The sequence below is a fragment of the Myroides sp. LoEW2-1 genome (assembly GCF_009767705.1).
In the GTDB taxonomy this organism is placed as follows: Bacteria; Bacteroidota; Bacteroidia; order Flavobacteriales; family Flavobacteriaceae; genus Flavobacterium; species Flavobacterium album_A.
Map to the genome: position 1 here is coordinate 24590 of NZ_WSPP01000273.1, position 26113 is coordinate 50702.

Annotated in this window: 21 protein-coding genes; all 21 read right to left on the reverse strand. The window is 34.4% G+C overall.

Going from position 1 to position 26113, the window contains the following annotated elements:
* Positions 1-3 precede the first annotated feature (3 nt).
* The 21 genes from GOQ24_RS14135 to GOQ24_RS14235 all read right to left on the reverse strand — a co-directional run bounded on the left by GOQ24_RS14135 (position 4) and on the right by GOQ24_RS14235 (position 26108).
* A complete protein-coding gene (locus GOQ24_RS14135) occupies positions 4-1440 on the reverse strand; it encodes a TolC family protein (RefSeq protein WP_208103231.1) in 1437 nt (478 codons plus the stop codon).
* Between the two features lie 86 nt (positions 1441-1526).
* Positions 1527-1751: a hypothetical protein gene (locus tag GOQ24_RS14140; protein ID WP_155090884.1), complete on the reverse strand. Its 225-nt coding sequence runs from the start codon at positions 1749-1751 to the stop codon at positions 1527-1529.
* 19 nt (positions 1752-1770) lie between these two features.
* Positions 1771-2322 carry a DUF420 domain-containing protein gene (locus GOQ24_RS14145; RefSeq protein WP_155090885.1) on the reverse strand — a complete coding sequence of 184 codons (552 nt, stop codon included), beginning with the start codon at positions 2320-2322 and terminating at the stop codon, positions 1771-1773.
* Positions 2322-2945, reverse strand: a complete 624-nt coding sequence (locus GOQ24_RS14150; RefSeq protein WP_155090886.1) for an SCO family protein — start codon at positions 2943-2945, stop codon at positions 2322-2324. The genes GOQ24_RS14145 and GOQ24_RS14150 overlap by 1 nt, the downstream gene beginning before the upstream one ends.
* Before the next feature lies 1 nt (position 2946).
* Positions 2947-3603, reverse strand: a complete 657-nt coding sequence (locus GOQ24_RS14155; protein WP_230381475.1) for a hypothetical protein — start codon at positions 3601-3603, stop codon at positions 2947-2949.
* A gap of 83 nt (positions 3604-3686) precedes the next feature.
* Complete coding sequence (locus GOQ24_RS14160; RefSeq protein WP_155090887.1) at positions 3687-4043, reverse strand: cytochrome C oxidase subunit IV family protein; 357 nt, start codon at positions 4041-4043, stop codon at positions 3687-3689.
* Positions 4044-4064: 21 nt separating this feature from the next.
* Positions 4065-5069, reverse strand: a complete 1005-nt coding sequence (locus GOQ24_RS14165) for a cytochrome c oxidase subunit 3 (RefSeq protein WP_155090888.1) — start codon at positions 5067-5069, stop codon at positions 4065-4067.
* A gap of 44 nt (positions 5070-5113) precedes the next feature.
* A complete protein-coding gene (locus GOQ24_RS14170; protein WP_155090889.1) occupies positions 5114-5695 on the reverse strand; it encodes a heme-copper oxidase subunit III in 582 nt (193 codons plus the stop codon).
* Between the two features lie 2 nt (positions 5696-5697).
* Complete coding sequence (gene cyoE / locus GOQ24_RS14175; RefSeq protein WP_373425580.1) at positions 5698-6600, reverse strand: heme o synthase; 903 nt, start codon at positions 6598-6600, stop codon at positions 5698-5700.
* A gap of 104 nt (positions 6601-6704) precedes the next feature.
* Positions 6705-7451 (reverse strand): deoxyribose-phosphate aldolase, encoded by a 747-nt coding sequence (deoC, locus tag GOQ24_RS14180; protein WP_155090891.1) that lies wholly within the window; start codon positions 7449-7451, stop codon positions 6705-6707.
* Between the two features lie 54 nt (positions 7452-7505).
* A complete protein-coding gene (locus GOQ24_RS16835) occupies positions 7506-7880 on the reverse strand; it encodes a VanZ family protein (RefSeq protein WP_155090892.1) in 375 nt (124 codons plus the stop codon).
* Positions 7870-8250 carry a glycine cleavage system protein GcvH gene (gene gcvH / locus GOQ24_RS14190; RefSeq protein ID WP_155090893.1) on the reverse strand — a complete coding sequence of 127 codons (381 nt, stop codon included), beginning with the start codon at positions 8248-8250 and terminating at the stop codon, positions 7870-7872. The genes GOQ24_RS16835 and gcvH overlap by 11 nt, the downstream gene beginning before the upstream one ends.
* A gap of 275 nt (positions 8251-8525) precedes the next feature.
* Positions 8526-16082, reverse strand: a complete 7557-nt coding sequence (gene sprA, locus GOQ24_RS14195) for a cell surface protein SprA (RefSeq protein WP_155090894.1) — start codon at positions 16080-16082, stop codon at positions 8526-8528.
* Positions 16083-16124: 42 nt separating this feature from the next.
* Positions 16125-16706: a Holliday junction branch migration protein RuvA gene (ruvA, locus tag GOQ24_RS14200; RefSeq protein WP_155090895.1), complete on the reverse strand. Its 582-nt coding sequence runs from the start codon at positions 16704-16706 to the stop codon at positions 16125-16127.
* 88 nt (positions 16707-16794) lie between these two features.
* Complete coding sequence (locus GOQ24_RS14205) at positions 16795-19074, reverse strand: NADP-dependent malic enzyme (protein WP_155090896.1); 2280 nt, start codon at positions 19072-19074, stop codon at positions 16795-16797.
* Positions 19075-19137: 63 nt separating this feature from the next.
* Positions 19138-20064, reverse strand: coding sequence for a tRNA epoxyqueuosine(34) reductase QueG (gene queG, locus GOQ24_RS14210; protein WP_155090897.1), 927 nt, complete (start codon positions 20062-20064; stop codon positions 19138-19140).
* 5 nt (positions 20065-20069) lie between these two features.
* Positions 20070-21095, reverse strand: a complete 1026-nt coding sequence (gene ruvB / locus GOQ24_RS14215; RefSeq protein ID WP_155090898.1) for a Holliday junction branch migration DNA helicase RuvB — start codon at positions 21093-21095, stop codon at positions 20070-20072.
* A gap of 132 nt (positions 21096-21227) precedes the next feature.
* On the reverse strand, positions 21228-23024 hold the full coding sequence (locus GOQ24_RS14220) for a cbb3-type cytochrome c oxidase subunit I (RefSeq protein WP_155090899.1): 1797 nt from the start codon (positions 23022-23024) through the stop codon (positions 21228-21230).
* A gap of 33 nt (positions 23025-23057) precedes the next feature.
* Positions 23058-24200 (reverse strand): cytochrome c oxidase subunit II, encoded by a 1143-nt coding sequence (locus GOQ24_RS14225; RefSeq protein ID WP_155090900.1) that lies wholly within the window; start codon positions 24198-24200, stop codon positions 23058-23060.
* A 17-nt stretch (positions 24201-24217) separates the two neighbouring features.
* Entirely contained in the window at positions 24218-25528 is a 1311-nt protein-coding gene (locus GOQ24_RS14230) for a quinol:cytochrome C oxidoreductase (RefSeq protein WP_155090901.1), read from the reverse strand.
* A 31-nt stretch (positions 25529-25559) separates the two neighbouring features.
* Positions 25560-26108: a c-type cytochrome gene (locus tag GOQ24_RS14235; RefSeq protein WP_155090902.1), complete on the reverse strand. Its 549-nt coding sequence runs from the start codon at positions 26106-26108 to the stop codon at positions 25560-25562.
* Positions 26109-26113: the final 5 nt, after the last annotated feature.

The following is a 26113-nucleotide window of genomic DNA, read 5'->3' on the forward strand; positions in this document are numbered from 1 at the left end:
CTCTTAATTTGAAAATAGTGGAATGCCAAAATAATACTCTAATATTCTGGTTTTAAAAATATAGTCATACTTTGACTTTAACATATTGGACTGAGCCGTAACAAACAAAGTTTGATTTTGATTTAATTCAAAAATATTAATTAGACCTACTGAATATCTTTCTTTGGCATACTCAAGTGACTTCTCACGTGATTCAAGTGTCAATACACTCGCCTCATAATTCTTTAATGCATTCTTAGTATCAGTATAAGCTCGAAAAACTTGTTGTTCTAATTCCAAAATAGCCACCTCTTTTTCATTTTCTACTTGCTCTTTTGCTAATCTACTTAATCGAAGGTTATTTCTGACTTTAAATCCATTAAAAACAGGTATACTGATAGAAACACCGAATACAGAATTTTTATTATTAGACAGTTGATCAAAAAAAGCTTCAGGTCCGCCAATCACAGATTGATATTTGGGACTTGAAACGGCCTGATTTGTTTGATTTACAAATCCTATAGGTGTTGATTCTCCTGTTGCTCTTTGTCCTATTACTCTATCAGCATAAGTCGCACTTGAATTAAAATTATAAAAACCAGCAATTGTAGGATGATAGGCGGATCTTGCAATTTTCACATTTCTATCAGCAATATCCAAATTGGCTTCTGCAATTTTTATATTCATTAAAGCATCAAACGCCCTTTCAATTATTTCATCTGGAGTATAAGCTAATATCTCATCGTTCTCAACTTCGTAATTACTATCACTTACCTCAAAAGTTGAATAAGATTCCAATTGCAAAAGCTGTGCTAAACTAAGCTTAGCCATCACCAATTCATTCTCTGACAAAATTAACCTCTGTGTTGAAGTTGCTACTGTCGCCTTTGCTTCTAATAGATCTCCAGCAGGCACAACACCAGCATCTACCAAATCTTTTGTACGCTCCTCTTGACTAAAATCGTATTCAAGTTGATTTGAATTTGTCTTGACCAATTCTTTATTGAAAATAATTTGCAAATAAGAATTAATAACTTGTAAGGCTATATTCTCTTTCATCTGTTGAGATTTATACTCAGAAGCTAAAAAATCTATCCTAGCCTTAACCATTTTATGATGATTAGCTAACCCCTTGTAAATATCCACGTTTACATTCAGCCCCAATGAAGTTGATTGAAGTGTCTGAGAGCTAAGGTTATTGGTGATTAAATCAGGTTGATCTGCAATTGTCCATCGATGTTGTCCGGAAACATCTAATGCGGGTAAAAAATCCCCCAAAGCCAATTGCCTTCTCAAGTAAGCAGCTTCCTTCTCTAATTCATACTGCTTCACTTGTATATTATTCTTTATAGCATAATCTATACATTCCTCAAGCGTCCAAGTCTTTTCCTGACTATACACCAATAAAGAACTCATAAAAAAAGTAACGAAGACCAGAAAATTACAATAATAATTCTTCATTCGCGATATATAATAAAATTAATGCTTTGTTATATTGTTAACATAAAGAAATAAAAAAAACCGCTAATAACAGCGGCTTTCTAAACTTATTTTGTAGATTTTTTACTTTTATATACGCGATAACTTAAATAAAGAGCTAATGGAACTAATAAGTATGGGAATATCATAAGATACACAATACCATCATTAACAGCCTCAGCTTTTACTCCTCCATCTTCTGTTTCTAATACAGCACGACACATTGCACATTGAGCTACCGAGTCATGAATACTTAGTATAAAAAACAAAAAAAATAAAACTAATCTTTTCATATAAACCACTTTTGCTTTACTAATTAACATAATACGGAGAAATCATTAAGTAAACAATTACACCTGTTACTGCTACATATAACCACATAGGATATGTTATACGCGCCAATTTTTTATGTCTTTCATAAGCACCAGCAATTCCACGAACAAAAGTTACCAATACAAATGGGATAATAATAATAGATAATAAAATATGCGTGATCAAAATAAAGAAGTATACATAGCGTATAAAACCTTCTCCTCCATAACTAGTTTCAATCGAAGTCATGTGATAAGCTACATACATTGCTAAAAAAGCAACACTACAACAAATACACAACTTAATTAAGCGCTCGTGTAATTTGACATTCTTCTTTTTCTTAATAGCATATACTGCTATTACTAATAAAACTGCTGTTATACCATTTATCGTAGCATATATAGGTGGCAAAAAGCTCAAAGGCTTTACATCATAACCTAACTTTTGTAAGTTAACACCAAATAAAATAGCGACAACAACAGGAATTGCAATTGATAAAATCCATATCCACTTATTGTACTTTTGCTCTATACTATTTTTACTTCCTTCCATTACTCATCTAATAATAACTTAATATCTTCTTTTAACCATTCTACAGCTTCATCGTCTGTTCCATCATAATATAAAATAGGATTACCATGCTCATCTTTACGACAACGGATATTGCCCTCTTTATCAATTAATGCAAACAAACCAGAATGTTCAAAACCACCAGCTGCCTCTGGATTAACTCCAGTATATAAATTGAACTTCTTAGCTAAATCGTAAATATACTTACCATCTCCAGTCATCATGTACCAGTAAGGGTTCTTTACACCTAACTCCGTTGCATGACGTTTTAGAGCTTCTGGAGTATCATTTACAGGATCAATGCTTATTGAGGCAATACCAAAATTCATATTCCCATAAAAAGCATTCTGCAATTTGACCATATTCATATTCATAATAGGACAAATAGTCGGACAATTAGCAAAGAAAAACTCCACGACATAAACTTTCCCTTTATAATTGTCACTCGTGATAGTCTTACCATCTTGGTTAGTCAATTCAAAATGGGGCGCAGTACCCATATACATTAAGTCTGCTTTCTCAAACTTCTTAATTACTTTTGGCACTACCCAGATACCAAAAATTAAGACAATAAAAGAAATCCAGATATAAGATTTATCTCTCATGTTAGTCGGCTTTATTTATACGTTTATATTGTTTTAATGCTAAGCGATATTCAGCTAAAAGAACTTTTACATCATCCATCATATCATTGTGCAGTTCTGCAGCACTAATTGTAGAATATCCTTCTTTATACTCAAACTTCCCTCCCTTACTCTTTCCTTTACGACCACGTAAATTCCTATCTTTATCAATTAGGTAAACATTTGTACTTGCTAAATCATCATCCAGTTTCCCCACTGTTCCTAAAGAATTAAAAAAAGTTTTCAAGTCCTCTGGTTCTACAAACAAATAGTTCCAGTTAGACATATCTGAAATGGGACTCAATTCGTCAACGACTTGTTGTGCTTGTTCCTCACTTCCAATAGGCAATACCATCACCAATTGAAAATCGTCAAACTCACGATATTTATTGTATATCTTTTGATTCAAATTAAAAGCATCGCCTCTATCCTTAAAAAGGTGCGCACCAGGAAACCCTAACACAGTAATTTTCCCTTCCAATGTAGGTTGGCCCCCTAAAAAGCTTTCACCTTTTGGAAATTCATTTACGCCTTCACTTATTACAGGTAAGCGCTCAAATTGATTTACACCTGTAGCAAAAAATAAATATGCACAAATTGGCATAACAAACAGTAAAACAAGTATTATGTATTTTTTCATCTCTATAGGTTAATTACACTATGTAACGTACAAAAATAGAAAAAGGCGGTTAATAAACCGCCTTTTCAAAATATAATATGTTATTAAAAAATCCACTTGTATTGTGAGTTATGAAAAACGTCATATACATAGTTTCCTTCAATTAATACCAAAGTAATTAAATATACACATAAAAATCCTAGAACTCCTGCTACTGACCATCTAAATGATGATTTCTCTTGTTCTAAGTGCATAAATGACCACATAATATAGTAAGCTTTCCAAATTGTTAAAATAATAAAGATATAATTTAACAAGCTTAATCCAAAGATGTGTACGTGGTGTAATGAATCTGGTTTAAAAATACCTAAAACTACCTCTACAATTGTAATTAGTGATAAGATAAAAAATACTTTCCAGATCTTTTTTGTATTTGATTGATGTGCTCCTTCTGCTGCCATAATGAAATGTTTTTAAAAAAATTAAACTAAGTAGAAGAATGTAAATACGAATACCCATACTAAGTCAACAAAGTGCCAGTATAGACCACCTTTTTCTACCATCTCGTAAGAACCTCTTCTTTGATATGTTCCTAATAAAACATTAAAGAAGATAACAACGTTAATTAAAATCCCTGTAAAAACGTGGAATCCGTGGAAACCAGTAATAAAGAAAAAGAAATCTCCGAATGTCTTATGACCATACTCATTGCGAATTAGGTTTGCACCTTCCACCACAATAGTAGCATCGTTAATTCTTTCAACAGACTGCTCTCTTGTAAGAACCTCTTTGTATCTACGACCTGTCTCAGCATTCTCAAGTGTTTTTTGAGTTCTGATCTTAATGTCAGGATTCGCTAATAAACCTGCTTTAATCTCCTCGATTGAGTAAGTTGGCGCACTTGGTCCTTTTAAAAACCACGTTCCTTTACCTCTAGTCAAAGTAGCTTCATCTCTATTTGCATCAACAATAGCAAAATCAGATAGAGCGATTTGTTTAGCTTCCTCTCCTTCTCCTTTTACAAAGTGAAGAATAGAACCTCCTCTTGTTTCAACAGCTCCATAAGTCCCTGTAATGAAGTTTTTCCACTCCCAAGCTTGAGATCCTAAGAAAACCAATCCTCCTAGAATAGTTAAAAACATATACGTTGCAACTTTCCCTTTCTTCATTTGATGTCCTGCATCTACTGCTAACACCATAGTAACTGAAGAGAAAATTAAAATAAATGTCATCAATGCAACATAGTACATTGGCGCATGAACTCCATGTAAAAAAGGAAAGTGATTAAATACCTCGTCAGCAATTGGCCAAGTATCCATGAACTTGTAGCGAGTAAATCCATATCCTACAAGGAATCCACAAAATGTTAATGAATCTGATAATATGAAATACCACATCATCATTTTACCGTAGCTTACTTTTAGAGGCTCATTTCCTCCGCCCCATGTGTTTTCTTTAGTAGCTGCTGTAGTAACTGTCGCTCCCATAAAAAGTTGTTAGTTATAAAGTTCTCAAATTTAATTTAATTTTTTTATTTATAGAATGTAAAAAACAAAAACAAATAAATCCATAGCACATCTAAAAAGTGCCAGAACCACGCACACAACTCTATTCCTATGTGTTGCTGTGCATTATACTTTTGTTTAAAATGATTATAAATTACCACCAATAAGGATAAAATACCTCCTATCAAATGGACAATGTGCACAATTACGATCACATATAAAAACGACGTTGTAATTGTACTCTCACTTCCTGTAAAGAAATAACCATTATCTATAACCTGCCCAAACCCTTTGAACTGCAAAAAAACGAATAACAAACCTAATATCAAAGTAATAAGCAAATAACTTGTTGCTTTACTTCTTTGTTCTGATTTTACAGCTCTATATGCTAAGTGAAATGTTATACTACTAATCAATATAACTATTGTACTATATAGAAATGAATCTGGCAAAACAAAATCTGTTAACCAGTCTGGTCTTGTTTCACTTACCACATAAGCACTTGTTAGTCCTGCAAAAACCATTGCAATACTTCCTAACCCAAACAGCATCATAACCTTTAATGCTTTACCTTTTCTTTCGTAGTGTTCTTGAGAAGTCATTTCCATTGTTATCTTAAAATTTTATCTAGTACATAAATAATTTGAATCAATGATATGTAAGTCACACTTACTAACATCAATGATCTTGCAGCCTTATCCGTTTTTTGTCTATACAATCTAATGGCTGCACTTAACATCCATAATCCCGCTATTAAAACAAGCCCCGCTGATATTGGAGACAAATACAATCTACCTGTCATTCCTGTTACAGGGAAAATAGATGCAATTATCAACCATACAGTATACAAGATTGTCTGCATTGCTGTCTTAGAGTCCCTTTTACCTGTAGGTAGCATAGAGAATCCACCCTTTTGATAATCATCATACAAAAACCAACCGATAGCCCAAAAATGAGGAAATTGCCAAAAAAACTGAATCATAAATAATGTTCCAGCTTCAATGCCAAAGTTATTGGTTGCAGCAACCCATCCAAGCATAAAAGGTATTGCACCTGGAAAAGCTCCTACAAATACAGATAAAGGAGTAATAGTTTTTAAAGGGGTATATACACTTGTATATAAAAAAATTGAGATTGCACCAAACATAGCAGTTTTAGGGTTAATTGCATATAAAATACCAATTCCCAAAAGTGTTAAGACACTTGCTAAGATAAATGCTGCTGTTGGTTTTACTCGTCCTGAAGCAATTGGACGATTCATAGTGCGTTTCATTTTGGCATCTAATTCACGCTCAATAATTTGATTGTAAACATTAGATGCACCTACCATACAATAGCCACCAATGGCTAAAGCTAAAAGCACCCAAAGATCAATACTTTTTAAATTCGGAACTGCTATCAAATAACCTGCTAATGTAGAAAACACTACACTTAAAGCAAGTCCCATTTTTGTCATTTCTTTAAATTCCTTAAGTACTGAAATTGATGTACTCTTTTCAGAAGTTATATTCAAAGCTGTTTTCATTTGTTTTTAATGAGTTGCAAATATAAATCAATTTTTATAACAAACCCTAAAAACAACCATTTCAGCTTTGAATATAACCATTCTTTAAGAAATTAGTAGCTATCTACTTTTCCACTTCCATCAACAATTGTTTTTGCTGCTGAAGTTCCCAGACGCGTAATTCCTAAATTTATCATTTCAATTGCAGATTCTCTATCGCGGATTCCTCCTGAAGCTTTTACTGCAAGTGGTCCGGCATTTTCAACCATTAACACAAGTGCTGGCATAGTAGCTCCATTTGGTTTACCTCCTTCAGTTTTATAGAACCCTGTAGAAGATTTTACAAATACTCTTCCGTAATCTTTCTCGTCAAATTTGCTCATTACAACATTTTTAATCAATGTAGTAAGTTGCACAATTTCTGAATCTTTTAATGCTGCAGTTTCAAGAATCCATTTTACAGTTCTAGCTGCTTTTAGCCCATAAGCAGTACACTCTTCAACTTCTTTCTTTACTTGCTCTACATTTCCTTTTTGGAAAGCAGTATAATCAACAACATAATCCAACTCATCAACTCCATCAGCAACAGCTTGTTTAGCCTCTTTCAATTTAGCTTCCAAACCTCTGTTTCCTTCAGGAAAGTCAATTACTGTTCCAATCAAAACTTTTGATTTAGCATCATCAACCATTTTACGACCAACTTTCACTTGCTCTGGACGTATCATAGCTAACTTGAACTTTTCATCAATAGCCTCTTGGATCAAATCCACTACGATTTTGTTATTTTCGGCTTCACTTACTCCAGCTTGAGCAGCTGTTTTCAAATAAGTAGAATCCATGAATTCTCTTAAATCTCTCATAATATAATTATTTAAAATTAAAAAAGCCCCTATAAAGGGGCTTTCAATATTTTACTATTTCTTAATTGTTGTGTTGCAAAGTATCAAACCAGTAATACTTCCTAAACAATTTGCAAAAAAATCAGCCCATTCAGCACTGCGACTTTTAGTACAATACAATTGTAATAATTCTACTGTTCCTCCTATCACAATAACTAATGTAAAGATAACAAATGTTAAAGAAATTCGCGAGATCTTTAACCAACTTTTTGCAAAATAATTATACCATAATACTGAAAATACCAAATAAAATACAAAATGTGCAATTTTGTCCTTAAAGGGTATATCTAATACTGATACTTTGGGAATTGAACTTCCTTCACTTAGGCAAGCTATTAAAACTAATACTGTCCAAATAACTCCTAACCAGAAAAAAAATTTACGCCCCAATTAATTCTTTGTATGCTTCTGCTGAAAGTAAATCAGCTAATTCAGACTCATTCGTGAATTGAACTTTTATCATCCATCCTGCTCCATAAGGATCAGTATTTACTAACTCAGGTTCTGTTTCTAAACCTTCATTAAATTCAATAATCTCACCTGTCAATGGCAAAAACAAATCTGAAACCGTTTTTACTGCTTCTACAGTTCCAAACACTTCTTCTCTATCTAAGGTTTGGTCAACTGTTTCTACTTCAACGTAAACGATATCTCCTAATTCCTTTTGTGCGAAATCAGTAATTCCAATTGTAGCAACGTTTCCTTCGATAGCTACCCACTCGTGATCTTTTGTGTACTTTAAATTAGCTGGTATGTTCATTTTAATTTAGTTTTTAGCAAATGTATAATATTATTACTATAAAGCCATCCTCACACAAGAAATTTTCAATCTTCTTTCCTTGTTGTTACTATATATGCACGAATATAACCTTTTTTGTTAATACAGCAAATCACAATAAAACCTTCATTCTTATTCATTGCACTTTCTCTATTTACTCCATTGTGTTTTCACACCAATTTCACTGCAAAGAATACGCTATCTCTCAAATATAATTTTTAGCTACCCTAAAGCGAATAAGAACTTATCATAAGCGCTTAATTTCCAAAATTGTATCGCATTGTAAAACCTGCTCTAATATTAGTAATTGGATACATAGTAGACATGATCGCTTTAGAGAAAGAATGATCATAAAAGAAAATAGCAGTTAAGTTTTTACTCAACATATAATCCGCAGTAATTCTCAATGACCACATATCCTGTCCTCCTCCCACTTGTTCACTGTCAAAATCTAAATAACGAACCAAGGTTTCACGCTTACTCAACGTTAGATCTGCCTTAATATTGATGTCACTTGAAATTCTTCCTCCCATACCATTGTTGGCATACATCGAATTAAAGCCGACATCTTTTATGCGATAACCAAGACCTAATACAAAGTCATTTCCATTGGTTTCAGTCAACGAATTATTATCTAAACTCAGTGAAAGCATTCGGTCTTTTCGCACTTCTGCAAGAATGCGTATATATGATTTTGTCTCCATATCAAATCTCACCAGTGGATTGAATTGTTCATACAAAGTTGCATTACTTACAACGTACTTAGAAGGTATATTCGCTCCTTCAAATTCACTTGGATTATTTTGATATTTGTAATAGTCAAAATTAGATGTATATGACCCCAATGTATATGCTGCTCGATACCCGTGATGAACAGAGAACTTCCTGAAGTGATTCTTTATAAAACCTAACTTCATAAACCCAGTATAGCGCAGTGTCCAGTTCGGCAATGGAATATCCTTAAAAATACTCGTTGATGAACTACTTGCACTCTTACCTGTATAGGCTGCATAAAATGATGGAATTAACACAGCTTGGCTGTTTGAGCTATATCCCTTTGGAAAACCTTTTTCATCCAAATTCGCTATATTACTAATATCAATACCATTCGCAACAGCTAACTTATTAGCAACTATAATTCGATTGTTTCTCATTTGCTCAAAACTATCAGCATTTGAAAATGCCGTACCAATCATCATCGTGGAAATTGTAAAATTCCCATAACTATAAGGTGCTTGCTGCATATAATTTCCATCTTCGACTGCAAATTGCTCTGTGTAATTATCAGATTTCATTCTATTGGCAGTTATATCAATAACTAAATCTGAAATAGGTCGAAGTGAAGCTGTTATATTTAATGTCTTATTACTTACCTGACTAAAAGGTTGATTCATATTTGGAAATTCACTCAAATAACCATTCTTTGCAGCCTCATAACGAACATCTGCTTGACTTCCAAAAACAAATCCTAAAGTTGGTTTAGAAGAACCAAAGAATCCAACTCCTGGCATAAATCCAGGTAAAGTTGTTCCACTGTTCTCTGCATAGTTAACTTGTATATTCTTAACTGATGTCAAAATATCAGTAAACACACTAACTGTTTTACCAAATACCCCAGCACCCTTTTCTTCCTTATTGACTTGTTGTACCACTTTTTGGCCAGGTACGATAGCTGCTTTCTTAGCTTTAGTTGCATTCTTACTCTTACCTGATTTACCTCCTATACCCAAATAACTATAAAGCGTTTCCATGCTAAGAGTAGTATTCAAAGCCTGCGTACGCGCATTCTGTATTGTATTACCAAGACTATATGTTACTCCTTCAAGCTCCACTTCTGAAAAAGCTTCTGAAGCACGTTGCCAGTTATAACTACCAGTATAAGTATAACTTGATCTAATAAACGACAAGAATGGAATCTTATTTAAAGGCAATTCGTAAGTTAAATTGATCTGTTGTGTAAATTGATTTGGCTCGCCAACATTAAAGTAATCATCCCAAATTGTGTTGCTATTGTCAACTATTCCTGTAGTACTATCATAGTAATTGCGAACCACATTATTACTTCCTCCTATATAAGTCAACCTTAAAGAGCGAGTTAAATCAAAATTAAATCCATAATTATAATTAAAGAAATAATTTCTTCTATACAATGGATCAAGTCCTATCCCTTCAACATCCAACAATCTAAACTGCTGACGATTATACTGACGAAGTACATTTGTACTAAAAGAGATATTAGAAGGTATCAAGTTAAAATTGAAATCTTTAATAATCTGCAAGTAAGTATTGTTTAAGAAACCAACATTCTTAAAAGGTTCTATCGATTTAGGTTGAAATGAATAAGCATAATCTACAGAAGTTCTAACTTGTTGTTCTAAACTTGATTCAATTTCATAATCGTGATGCTTAACCTCATTATATGAGTGTGAGAACGTAAGGTTTTCTACATCGTATATACGGGATTTTTTCTCAGGATTTCGCATCTTACTAACCCCAATAAAGTTTATACTCTTTCTCTTCGTATAATCCATTGCCCTTTTTTCAATTTCTTCAGCTTCGGCAGAAGATTTTGCATTTGACTTAACCAAACTAAGCTTTAAGTCTAAGTTATTAGGATCGTACTCTGGAGTTATAAATTCCTCACTAATAGCATAGTTAAAAGGCAAAACAATCCCCCATTTTTTTGGAAACAAATGTCCGAGATTAACATTTGTCACAATACTATATGACTTGTAATCTTCCTTACTTCTCTGTTGTGGACCTTGTTCGATACCTCCAAAACCAATAGTTGATCTCATACCAGTAGCTGATACGGTTGCAAAATCTGCAAAATTAGCATCTACAGTTGCAGTTGCCGCCCATCCACCTTTATTGTCCATATCTGATAAACGAAGCTCATCAAACCAAAATTCACCTTGAATAGAACTATGTGCTCCTTTATTTCTTACCCCTATCATCATCATACGTACCTTAGCAAAATTGGGATTTCCTTTAATACCAATCAAAACATCATCTCTTTCACCCCCTAATTCAGCTTCAGTTTTATATACGAAAGCAGAATTTAACTGATTGTTTTGACGTGAATCAGTCATCTTTAGCACTTTAATTTTTGTCAATAAATCAAGTGCTAAATCCAATTCATTCTCTTTTGGCCATATTTGATCAGGTAGTGTTTCTCCAAAATTAGTCACCTTTAGTGGGATTTCAATTTGGTAATAGTTGTCAACTAAATCATTACCAATTCGCACGAATGCAACAGCCTCATCATCTTTCAAAACAGCAGTTCCTCCATTTTCAATTCCCTCTGCGTGTATAAACATTTTTAATCGCTTGTACTGACGCATGTCAACATTGAAGTTTTTATACACAGCCCTTGCATCACCAGGTGCCAAACCAGCAGTATTACTTTGCAAGTCTTTCGAGTAGATTTTCATTGCTAAAGACTGCTCATTTTGATTAATCAATGTATTGTTCATATACATCTGCTCTTGGCGAACCCCAGGAGGAATAACGTAAGGAATTGGCTTACGTGAATAATTGTCTTGAATATTTACTGAAGTTACATCAAAAGCAGCCTTTGTACTTTCCTTTTCTTCTTCATATTCACTTCCTTCTTTATTAAAGTCAGAATAATCTCTATCCGATTTTCTCCAATCAGAACGAATTAAATCTAAACTTCCAAAACGCAAAGTTATCTGATCTCTGAAGCCAGTAACGAACATACGCATAAAGCGTATTGAACGCATATCTATTTCGAAAGGTGTACTTTGCTCTGAATCCTTATTCTTTTGTCCTTTACTTTTCTTATTGATACCATCTATATTCTCACCATTGTTATCAATTGGCACCTTAAATTGAATCCAGCGCACTGGTGCTACTGACCCATCTGCCAACTGCGTAGTAGTTTCCCTAACATCTACAACATATTTATCTTTAACTGTCATATTAGGCTTAATCTCAATTCCATATTGAAAGTAAGCATCAATAGTATTCATTGTATTATCCCCATCAACATCCTCTGCATCTGGTTGATTATTTCCCGCACGACTTCCACCTGCTGGACTATTTCCTTCCACTCCATTATAATCTCTATACCTTTCCAAGATTCCACCTTCTGCATCTAAATAGTGAACAAAATTATCTGCTGCTGGATCAGCTAAATGGGCAAAATCAGGGAACCATATTTTTTCCTCCTCATCACTTAATCCATCCAAACCAACGTCTTGCATCCTTCTATTATCAGCATTCGTATCAAATGCATAAATCAAAGAAGGTGCTGCTGGTACTTTCCCCCATGCAGTATTGATTATACTATTTTCACTCAGACTTGAAGTTGGCAATCCATTTTCATATTGCTTATATCCATCTCTAAGAATATCTTCTGAAATCAATCCAAAGTTTAACTTCAATTCACCAATATTTCCTTGATTTGCTACGCCATTTGCTCCTCCTACATAAGGATCCATTAACCAAAATTCCAATGCTTCAATATTAGCCTGCTCAAAATTCGAAGTACTTAAACTTCTCATAATCCCCGCCCAATTCTTCTCTGGTGTATTTGACAAACGAGAAGCTTTAAAGTCTGGATTGAAGTTATATATCCCTCTCTCTTTTGGATAATAAGTTAAATCTAGTGTAGTGATAACCCTACTTTCTCCATAAGCAATATCTTTGTTGGGAAACAACTCCTCACTGTATACACGACGTGTAACATTTGAAGACAAATCATACTCAGTCACACCATTGGGTCTTGATCCAACATAAAAAGCTGGATCAATCGTATACCATGATAATTTTGCTCTTCTATAACCATCTTCTAAACGTCCTACTCTTCCCTTGCTATTATTGCCTTCTAAATAGCTTGGTATCCTATTGTCATCGCTATCTTTAAAATAAAAACCTTTTGGTACACTTGCTAACTTCCACGCATGAGGACTTTTGACGTCAATTGTAGATTGAGTTCCCTCAAAATCATCAACATAAGAAGTAGCTTCACCATTCATTTGATCCAATTTAGAAGAACCTGGTTGCAAATAAGCAAATTCACCTCTAAATGAAATTCGAGATTCTGCGTCTGTATCTATATTGGGAAGTTTATTGACTAAACGAGTAAAGAAAGGTACTTCAGTAGAATATTGAGCGTTAAAACCCCATATTGTATTATTCACAGCTTCTTCTCCATAACTTGATTTATGAGTCATAGGTCGTTCAGACAGACGCAAATAAGTACCTCCTACGATGAAGTCTTTACTAAATTTGTGTTCAACGTTAAATCCGAAAAATCGCTTTGTCTGTTGACCAAACATAGTGTTATTTTCAACAGAAACATCAATAGGAGTATTAGAGGCTAATAGAGCTTGATCTAAAATCATCACTCGTCCTCTATTGTAATCAACAGTATAATCAGCACCTTCAATTAAAACTCGTCCACCTGCTTTCACTACAACGGATCCTGGTGCAACGTTAAATGCTCCAATAGGAATTCCCTCTCCCATTGTACTTGAATACTTACCTTTTAATTGAAACTTATTCTTCTGACTTTGACTGCGGATAGCTGAGGCTTTTGTCCCTGTATATAATTCTCTAAAGACATACTTCTCTTGATTCTTATTATAAGAAGTCTTGACATCATAATCCGAATTATCAAGAGGTCCACTCTTTAGTTGATTAAATAAATGTTCTCCAAAAGGCTCTACTGTTGTAAAAATAATACGCCCATTTACAGCATCGATTGTTATACCATCAAATGTATTTCGACCATACTGATTGTAATTACTATTGCCATAGCCACCGCTATTTCCATAACCTCCATTATTGCCGAAACCACCGTTATTACCAAAGCCACCGTTATTACCAAAGCCTCCATTATTACCAAAACCATTGTTATTACCATAACCACCGTTTCCTTGGTTATTGTAACTATTATTTCCCATATTAGCATTGGGATTATTGGGGTCATAGACATTTTGCATACTTCCATTAGCAAGAAAGTCAAAGAATCCATCTCCTCCTGCTTGTGGGTCATTCGTATAATTCAATCTATCAAGATTAAAAACCTTCAGTAAAGGTGTTTTTTCAACTCCTTCTGGTAAAGGTTTTCCATCGACAGAACTAATATAATTTAATGGACTTGGGTCTGTATATAAAATATTAAATCTAAATCTATCTTGGGTAATATATGAAGCATTAGGTATTTGATAGATATTCTTCATCATCAAACGCCAAAGTGGAACATTAGTCAGAGTAATACTACTCTTCAACATCTTAACGACTAAATTCTGAGAAAGAGGTACATTGTCTGTTTCCTCACCAGTATTAGGTGTATTAGGTTGATTAATGTTATTTGAATTACTTTGGTTTCCTGAATCCGTTCCAAACTCACCCACCTGGTACACTTTGTCCCCAACTGTATACTGAAAAGCAACAGCTAATACTTCATCATTTGACAAACGCTGATTCAAAGAAATATATCCAAGTTGTGGGTGATATGTATACTCAGAGCTGTTTAATTTCCTTGCACTTTCCACTTTGACAAAATCACGTCCTTCTTGCACTTGTGTATTAATACCCGAACTACCTGATGATCCAAAGCGAATACTACTATCTAAATAATAATTGGATTGACCAATTTTCTTAGGGTCATATAAGTTGTTTGCATTATCTGGATAAGCATTTGCTGCTGAATTAACAAAGAAATTAGCATCTTGAGAAGACACATATCGATTATCGCCAAACTTACTCTTACCTTCTCCCAAATCCTGAATTGCGACAAGATTTCTTGCATTGTTATTAGTTTGTCCTAATCTACTATAACGATTCGTTACCCAAACCTCTACACGAGTAATGCGTATTCTACTGTTGATATAAGGATACTTACTCAAAGCTTGGTCGTAATTATCTCTAAAGTATTGAGATAAAAAGAAGTGTCTATCCTCATCATAATCAATTGCAAACAACTCAAAATCTTCTAACGTTCCTCCTCCATCAGCACGGACAGAAGTTGTCTGCGACTTTTGCTCAGAAAAAACTCCAGTAATTGTCGTGCGACCGAATTGCAATTCAGTTTTAACACCAAAAAGACTTTGAGCTCCCCTGATAAGAGAACCTGTGATTGGCATACTAACATTACCTACTTCTACTTTTCGAACAATATCATCTTCATCAGGTTCAAATGACAATTTCATTAAATTCTGAAAGTCAAAAGTAGCTTGTGTATCGTAATTGGCATTAACACTTAATCTTGTACCTACTTTACCTTGCAATCCCATACTAATACGTTGATCAAAATCAAACATCATGTTTTTTCGATTGCGAGCAGACATCACGGGGTTGTCTTGCTTAGTAAACCTCACCCCCATATCAAACTCAACAGAACCTGAAGGTCTAACATCTATAGTATTGGAACCGAAAATACCGACAAACAGTTTTGAATTCACATAATAACGCGGCAACATATCACGCTGTTCTTCTTCATTCTCTAATCGTCCGTGCATAGCGTTAAACTTCTGCTGAAAATACTTTCTAATTTCACTTTTCAACACAAGGTCTTCATACTCTTTTCGAGTCAATATAAGAGGTAGATTAACATTAAATTCCCCAACAGTTCGCGTAAAATAGTAGCGGTCGTTACTTGGATTATAAGAATACGATTCTCTTATAATATTGGGATCAGGAATAATAAAATTACCAAAATCATACTTAGGTTGCAAAGAGTCTACCTCTTGTTCCAACCAACTTAGATCTTCAGTTTCTTCAGGCAATAGTTCTTCTTGTCCAAAACCTGTAACAGTTCCAGATACAAATATTAAAAACATTAAAATAATATGTTTTACTAAAAGACTATTCCCCCTCAAGACCTATAAATTTTTTAAAGCTTGTTTTATTATCACTTCAACTGTAGCATCAGGATTGGCTTTTACAATCTTGTCTACTACTTTTTCTGCTGATTTGCGAACAAAGCCTAATACCTCTAAAGCAGATAACGCTTCATCTGCATTTGTATTGTTAATTATAGGCAAAACTTCATCAATATTATATAGTTTTACAACTTTCTCTTGTAAATCTAAAATAACTCTTTGTGCTGTTTTAGTACCAATACCTTTTACTGATTGTATAGTTTTAGAATCTCCTGAAGCTATCGCTTGTAGTAATTCTTTAGGAGAAATTGAAGATAAGATATTTCTTGCAGTATTCCCACCAATACCAGATACCGAAATCAAAAGCTTAAATAATTCGCGTTCAATTTTATCGATAAAACCGAATAAAGTATGGGCATCTTCCTTAATTTGTAGAAAGGTATATAAACGAAGTTTTTCAGATGATCCTATCTGAGAAAAAGTTTGCAGGGAAATATGGATTAAATATCCTACTCCCCCGCAATCTATTACTACCTCTGTAGGTGTTTTTTCAACCAATCTTCCTTCAATATGTGCTATCATTTTTCTTAGTTATTTTAACTTCAAAAATAGTAATTAAATAAGCTAATTACTAATAGAAAAAATGATAGAAATTCAGAAGATTAATTTATTATTTCTTTTTTCTATTTTCTCTTACTTGCGCATCCACAACTGCCACAGCAGTCATGTTCACCATTTCATCAACGCTTGCACCAAGTTGGAAAACGTGAACAGCTTTATCTAATCCCAAAATTATTGGTCCTATTGATGTAGCTTTGTTCAATTCTTTCAACATTTTATACGTGATATTCGCTGAATCCAAATTAGGGAATATTAGTGTATTTACTTTCTTATCAACAAGTTTTGAAAAAGGAAACTTCTTTTTCAACATCTCGTCATTCAAAGCAAAGTCAATCTGTATTTCACCATCTACTACCATATCTGGATATTGCTCATGTAACATGGCAACAGCCTCCTTCATTTTACTCGGAGATTCTTGTTCTGCAGAACCAAAGTTAGCATAAGATAACATTGCAATAACAGGATCCATTCCAAACATTCTCACTGTCTTTTCAGTCATCACAGCAATTTTTGCAATATCTGCTGCAGAAGGATTTGGATTAATAGCAGTATCAGCCAAGAACATAGGGCCTCTCTTAGTCAACATCAGATTTGTTGTTGCAACTTTAGATACGCCTTGTGCTTTAGGGATTAACTCTAGAATAGGTTTCACTACAGATGGATAACTTCGAGAATATCCAGTTAACATAGCATCAGCCTCTCCCTCATTAACCATCATAGAAGCAAAGTAATTTCTCTCACGCATTAATTTCTCTGCGTCATAAAGAGTAATTCCCTTTCTTTTTCTTGTCGCCCAATAAGCTTCAGCAAACTGTAATCTTCTGTCTTTTTGATCATCCGATTTTGGATCAATAATCTCAACGTCAGCATGAAATTCTATCTCCTTCTTCAGCTCCAAAATGATTTCCTTATCTCCTAATAAAATTGGATTAGTCATCCCTTCTTCATAAGCGATTTGAGCTGCCTTCAACACGTCCAAGTGATCAGCTTCAGCATAAACAACACTTTTCGGTTCCGTTTTTGCACGATTAATAAGCATTCGAACTAACTTATTATCGTTCCCCATACGCATTTGAAGTTCTTGACAATACTTCTCCCAATCCACTTCTTGTTGTGGAGCTACGCCACTTTCTATTGCTGCCTTAGCTACTGCTGGTGGCACAACTGAAATCAAACGTGGATCAAAAGGCTTAGGAATAATATACTCACGACCAAAGCTTAGTTTAGTTTCTCCATAAGCTATATTTACTTGCTCTGGAACAGGTTCTTTTGCAAGTTTAGCTAAAGCTACTACAGCAGCCATCTTCATCTCCTCATTAATCTTAGTGGCTCTAACGTCTAATGCTCCTCTAAAAATATAAGGGAACCCTAAAACGTTATTAACTTGATTAGGATAATCAGATCTTCCTGTAGCCATGATGACATCTTTGCGTGTATCAACCGCTAAATTGTAATCAATTTCTGGTTTTGGATTAGCCATTGCAAAAACAATAGGGTTCTCAGACATTGACAACAACATCTCTGGCTTAAGAACATCTGCTGTTGATAAACCGATGAATACATCAGTTCCCTTCATTGCATCTGCTAAAGAAATATCTGTATCAACAGCAAACTCTCTCTGTAAATCAGAAATTCGTGTATCGTCTTTCTTCAATACTCCTTTACTGTTAAACATCTTGATATTCTCCTGTTTAACACCAAATGCTACATATAATTTTGCACAAGCTATAGCTGCAGATCCAGCACCCGAAACAACCATTGTAACATCTTCCATCTTTTTACCTGCTAACTCAACAGCATTTAGTAATGCAGCAGCTGAAATAATTGCTGTACCATGCTGATCATCGTGCATAACAGGAATATTCAACTCCTCTTTCAATCGTCTCTCAATTTCGAATGATTCAGGAGCCTTAATATCTTCAAGGTTAATCCCTCCAAAAGTTGGTGCAATATTTTTTACTGTTTCGATAAATTTCTCAACATCCGTTGTATCAACTTCAATGTCAAACACGTCAATATCTGAAAAAATCTTGAATAACAGACCTTTACCTTCCATTACAGGTTTAGATGCTTCTGGACCAATGTCACCTAAGCCTAATACTGCTGTCCCGTTTGAGATAACAGCAACCAAATTACCTTTGGCTGTATATTTGTAAACATTGTTTACATCTTTTGCAATTTCTAAACATGGTTCTGCTACTCCAGGAGAGTAAGCTAAAGATAAATCTCTTTGAGAAGAGTATTTTTTGGTAGGAACAACTTGTATCTTTCCTGGCACTGGCTCAGCGTGATACTTCAATGCTTCCCTACGTAAACTATCTTTGTTCATAAATTTCGTTTTAGGTTCTGAGCAAAGGTAGTCTTTTTGTAGTATAATTAAAATATAAGGAAATCAATCCCCTAAAAAATCAATATTTCGCAACAAACCAGCATATTTAGTTCTTTTTATTGCAGATTTCTTAAATATTTCATTAAATGTTTCCTCAGTCAATTCTTTCCATTCTTGTTTTGAATAGCTAATTAACTTTCTATTAGCAATGAAACGCTCCTCTTTATGAGGTATAGCAAACCGATTCCAAGGACAAACGTCTTGACAAACATCACATCCAAACATCCAATTATCAAGTTTACCACTAAATTCATCCGGTATACTATCTTTTAACTCTATCGTTAAATACGAAATACACTTACTTCCATTAACAATATGAGCGCTTTCTATAGCCCCTGTAGGACAAGCGTCTATACACTTAGTACAATGGCCACAATGATCGGTTGTGATACCGTCTACTTCTAAATCTAAATCAATAATCAATTCTGCAATAAAGAAAAAAGAACCAGACTTTTTAGTAATCAAATTATTATTCTTACCAACCCAACCTAAGCCACTTTTGGCTGCCCAGGCTTTATCTAACACAGGCGCAGAATCGACAAAAACTCTACCACCTACATCACCAATCTCAGTTTGAATGAAATATAGAAGTTCTTTGAGCTTATCTTTTATTACATAATGGTAGTCTTCTCCGTAAGCATATTTTGAAATCTTAAAAGTAGATGATGCTTGTCTTTCTTCAGGATAGTAATTAAGAGTTAAAGAGACTACACTCTTAGCACCTTCAACTAACAACCTTGGATCAAGTCGCTTGTCAAAGTTATTCTCCATGTAATACATGCTACCATGCATTTGCTGATTCAACCAATTTTCAAGTCGTGGAGCCTCCTCCTCTAAAAAATCAGCTTTTGATATACCACAAGAAGAAAAACCCAATCTTAACGCTTCAGTTTTAATCAAATTGGCATACTTAGCCTTATTATCAATCATAGTACCTATTCAAATAAACCACCTTGTTTAAATTGACGTGTGCGATTCAAGTGTTCGTAAGCTTTATCTGTAGCTTCACGACCACGAGGAGTTCTAATTATAAACCCTTCTTGAATCAAATAAGGTTCATAAACCTCCTCTATCGTTTCTCCATTCTCTGATACAGCAGTTGCAAGTGTAGATAAGCCCACAGGCCCTCCTTTGAATTTATCGATAATCGTCAGTAGGATTTTATTATCCATCTCATCTAAACCAAAAGAATCTACATTCAAAGCATTCAAGGCATACTGAGCGATAGCTAAATCTATACTACCATTTCCCTTGATCTGTGCAAAATCACGAACTCTGCGAAGTAAGGCATTAGCGATACGAGGTGTTCCTCGACTGCGTCCAGCAATTTCTATAGCTGCTTCTAAATCTATAGGTACTCCTAAAATTTCAGCACTGCGTACAATAATAGTGGAAAGCAATTCCTTGTTATAATACTGAAGCCTACATTGTATCCCAAATCGAGCACGCATAGGAGAAGTTAACAGACCCGAACGAGTTGTAGCTCCTACAAGTGTAAAAGGATTCAAATTAATTTGAACCGTACGGGCATTTGGCCCAGATTCAATCATAATATCAATCTTGAAATCCTCCATAGCTGAATACAGATATTCCTCCACAATAGGACTTAAACGGTGAATTTCATCGATAAATAGTACATCGCGTTCTTCCAAATTAGTTAGAAGCCCAGCTAAATCTCCAGGTTTATCCAAAACGGGTCCAGACGTAATCTTAATACCCACATCAAGTTCATTAGCCAAAATATTAGCTAATGTAGTTTTTCCCAATCCTGGAGGACCATGAAAGAGAGTGTGATCTAAAGCCTCATCGCGAAGATTTGCTGCCTTCACGAAGATCTTTAAATTCTCCAAAACCTGTTCTTGACCAGCAAAATCATCAAAAGAAAGTGGACGTAACTTTCTTTCGATATCATTTTCATCAGAAGAATAATTCCTATTTGTAGGATCTAAATTTGCATTCATAAAGCAAAGATAATTTAAAAAAAATCATTCAAAAAAATAACAATTACAAAAAGAGAAACAACGTAGATTACCCAATAAAAAAAGAAAGGGCACCTATTCAGGTACCCTTTCTTCATATATAGAAAAATTCTATTAGTGATTTAATTGTTCCTCACCTTCCATATAAGGCATGTTTTGAGGAGCGTAATCTTCTGGTAATCCAGGTTTACTATAGTCATAAGGCCATCTGTAAACTACTGGTAACTCACCTGGCCAGTTTCCGTGAATATGTTCAACTGGAGTAGTCCATTCAAGTGTATTACCTCTCCATGGGTTTTGAGTTGCTTTCTTACCGTAGAAAATACTAACGAAGAAGTTCCATAAAAACACCAATTGGAAAGCTGAACCTACTAATGCAAATACCGTAATTAAAACGTTAACATCATAGAACTCATCAAACAATGGGAACGCAGTGTTAGAATAATAACGACGTGGTAAACCAGCTAAACCGATAAAGTGCATTGGGAAGAATACTCCGTAAGCACATACTGCTGTAACCCAGAAGTGAATATAACCAAGGTTTTTATTCATCATTCTACCGAACATTTTAGGGAACCAGTGGTAGATACCTGCAAACATTCCGTAAAGAGCAGAAATACCCATTACTAAGTGGAAGTGAGCAATTACGAAATAAGTATCGTGAACGTTGATATCTAATGTAGAGTCTCCTAAGATAATTCCTGTTAAACCTCCTGTAATAAATGTAGAAACGAAACCAATACAGAACAACATAGAAGGGTTCATTTGAATGTTACCACTCCAAATTGTCGTAATATAGTTAAATGCTTTTACAGCAGAAGGAATTGCAATTAATAAGGTTGTAAAAGTAAATACAGAACCTAAGAAAGGATTCATTCCCGACACGAACATATGGTGTCCCCATACAATCGTAGAAAGAAACGCAATACCTAAAATAGAAGCAATCATCGCACGGTATCCGAAGATAGGTTTACGAGCATTACAAGCAATTACTTCAGAAGTAATACCCATTGCAGGTAAAATAACGATGTAAACTTCAGGGTGTCCTAAGAACCAGAACAAGTGTTCGTATAATACAGGAGACCCACCTTGGTAATGTAATACCTCACCAGCTAAATAAATGTCTGATAAGAAGAAAGAAGTACCAAAACTTCTATCGAATAACAACAATAATGCTGCTGATAATAACACAGGGAAAGATACAATACCAATAATTGCAGTAACAAATAATGCCCATACAGTCAAAGGTAATCTTGTCATACTCATACCTTTTGTTCTTAAGTTAATTACTGTAGCTACATAATTTAAAGATCCCATTAAAGAAGAAGCAATAAAAATAGCCATAGAAACTAACCATAATGTCATCCCCATTCCAGAACCTGGAATAGCTTGTGGTAAAGCACTTAAAGGAGGATAAACTGTCCATCCTGAAGATGCTGGTCCTCCTTCTACAAATAAAGATATAACCATCAATACTGCAGAAATGAAGAATAACCAATAAGATAACATATTTAAAAATCCTGAAGCCATATCTCTAGCTCCAATCTGCAATGGAATAAGTAAGTTTGAGAATGTACCACTTAAACCTGCAGTTAAAACGAAGAATACCATAATAGTACCGTGCATTGTAACAAGCGCTAAGTATGCATCGTTTTTCATAACTCCATCAGGAGCCATTTTGTCACCTAATAACCATTTGAATAATGTAAAAGATTCTTCTGGCCATGCAATCTGCATTCTAAATAAAAGTGACATCGCAATACCAATGATTCCCATAACAATACCTGTAATCAGGTATTGTTTGGCAATCATCTTGTGATCTAAACTAAATACATATTTAGTAAAGAAGTTTCCTTTATCGTGATGATCGTGTGAGTGATCAAGATTTATTTCGTGTCCTACTGCTGACATAGTATAAATTAGTTTTAATACGTGAGTTTTACCTTACAACTGAGCAACAGCTTCAGATGCTTCTTCAACCTTCTCTTCTACTACTGGCACATTAGTCCCCTTTTCAGCGGCAACTTGCTCTTTTAAAGTAGGAAGTTCACTTAACCAAGATTCAAATTCTTCAGGAGTTTCAACTACAACTTTCATTTGCATGTTATAGTGAGATGCTCCACAGATTTTGTTACATAATAACAAATAGTCGAATGTATAAGGATCCAAAGCCTCATGACCGTTTGCAATTAATTCTTGACTTCTATCCGCTCTGATATTATTGATGTTGTTAACTTTCTTTATCATAGCATCACGCGATCTCATATCTTCTGTAGTGATAGTAGGAGTAAATGCAAACTGAGTAACCATACCTGGCACACAGTTCATTTGTGCTCTAAAGTGAGGGAAATAAGCAGAGTGTAAAACGTCTTGTGAACGGAATTTCATAACTACTTTCTTTCCTAATGGCAAGTGTAATTCTTTTGCCATTTTATCATCTGCAGCATTTGGATCTGACATATCTACTCCAACAACGTTGATACCTTCAATAAAGCGAACATTGGCTTTACCTAAAGTATTGTCTGTTCCAGAGTAACGAACATCCCAACCAAATTGCTTAGCGTAAACTTCTACGACTAAAACGTCTTCTTTTTCATCCACGAACATGATGTCGTTCCAAGCAAATAATCCGTACAAAATCAACCCTGATAAAGTAATTACTGGGATGATAGTCCATATTGCTTCTAACTTATCATTATCTGAAAAGTAAAGTGCTTTTCTTCCTTTTACACCTCTACCTTTAAATGCAAAGTAGTGAAGTAAAAATTGAGTAAAAATCTGTACGACAAAAATAAGTCCCATAGAAATCCACATCAAGAAATCCACCTTCTCTCCATGCTCTGATGCAGCATCGCTCATCAAAGGAAAACTACCATATTCTACTAAGCAAAAGATAGTAAAAACGTAAATAAATCCTAAGAAAGCGAAAGTCAAATAACCATTAACGTTATTATCCTTGTCATTTGCGATTTCTGAACTTATATCGTTAGGTTTAGATCCAACTTGCGTTAAATCGAATATCTTAGTCAATTGCCAAATAGCAATCCCTAACAATACAATTACAGCTATTATTAATAAACTTGTCATTTGTTTATTTTTAAATATTAATAATGGAAATGTTTACTTTCTTCAATTAATGGATTATTCTTAGCTAATAAAGGAGCTTTAGCAATCTCACTAAATCCAACAAGGATAAACAATCCAATGAAGAATAATAGTGATCCAATTTCTGCTGCACCAATAAACCAAGAACCTCCAACTGTACCAGGAGCTATCATTAAATAGAAGTCAATATAGTGACCAATAATAATACATACTCCTGCCATTACCACAATCCATGTTAAACGTTTGAAATCTGTATTGATTAACAATAATAATGGCAATACAAAATTCAATACTAACATACCAAAGAATGGCAAGTTAAACTCTTGTATTCTAAAGATGAAGTAAGTTACCTCCTCTGGAATATTTGAGTACCATTGTAACATAAATTGAGAGAACCAAAGATAAGTCCAGAAAATACTTAATCCAAACATAAATTTAGCTAAATCGTGGATATGGCTAGTATTAACAAAATCCATATATCCTTTACTCTTAAGGTATAAAGTTACAAAAGCGATAGTTGTAATTGCTGTTACAAAGAAACTTGCAAAAACATACCATCCAAATAAAGTACTATACCAGTGAGTATCAATAGACATAATCCAATCCCATGAAGCCATAGATTCCGTTACAATAAAGAAAGCTAAGAAACCAGCAGACGCTTTAAACATCTTTTTGTGGTAAACTAAGTCTCCTGATGCATCTAAAGCTAAAGACTGCTTACGCATATAAATGCGGTATAAGTTCCAACCTCCTAAAAAGATTATCGCTCTAATAATAAAAAATGGTGCATTTAAATAACCTTCTTTACCTTTGATAATAGCATCCGCTTCTACTACATCTTTATCAGCCCAAATAAATAAGTGATTACCACCTATTCCGTAAACCGAAAGTAACAATAGTATGAAAAAGATAATTGATCCAGGCAAAATATAAGCTGACAGTCCTTCCATCACTCTAAAAAGTACTGGCGACCATCCTGCAGATGCAGCGTAATTAATTCCATGGAAAACCAAGATACCCACAGAAACAAGCATTACGAAAATACATCCTACATATAATGCAGTCCAAGGTTTGTTTTTAAGCTGACCATAAACGTGCTCAGCATGATGATCAAAATGTGCATCAGACACAGCGTGATCAGCAGCAGATACATGGTGCTCACCATGACCGTCGTGAGCTTGCTCAATTAGATTCGCTTTTACTTCAGCAAGATCTTTTGGTGCTTTAATGAAGCCATATATAATCCCTGCTACTCCAATAAGCATTAGCACGAATGCAAAAGTCTTCAATTTTTTTGAAAATGTGTACATATCTAAACTTTCAAATAAGTTTTACAATTTATTATTCTGATTTCAATTTTAAAACGTAATCTGTAACTAACCAACGCTCTTGTTGAGATAATTGATTAGAGTGAGATCCCATAGAATTCAAACCATAAGTAATTACGTGATAAATTCCTCCTTCTGTAAGCTCACGATCTTTGTAGTTCGGAACTCCTAAGAATTTTTCCTTTTTCACCAAATTACCATTTCCATCTCCTTTTGCACCATGACAAACAGAGCAGTAAATTGTATATAATTCTTTACCTTTCTCTAAGTTCTTATCAGCCTCCGCTAAAGGAGACTTCAAATTAACTTTTGCCAAACTCAACCCTTCTGGTGTATCTGGGTAAGCTTCCGGTTCATATCCTCTTGGGATTGAACCTTCAGCAGGTAATTGTCCTTCTTTACCATTTTTGAATACCGTAGTAGGTACCTCTGAATATGTCTCATATGCTACTGATTCGTACATATTTGGCATAAACTGATAATTAGGACGCTCTTTATTAAAACAAGAAGTAGTCAATACTGATACTCCTACTAAAGCTACTATTTTATATATCGTATTCATTCTAC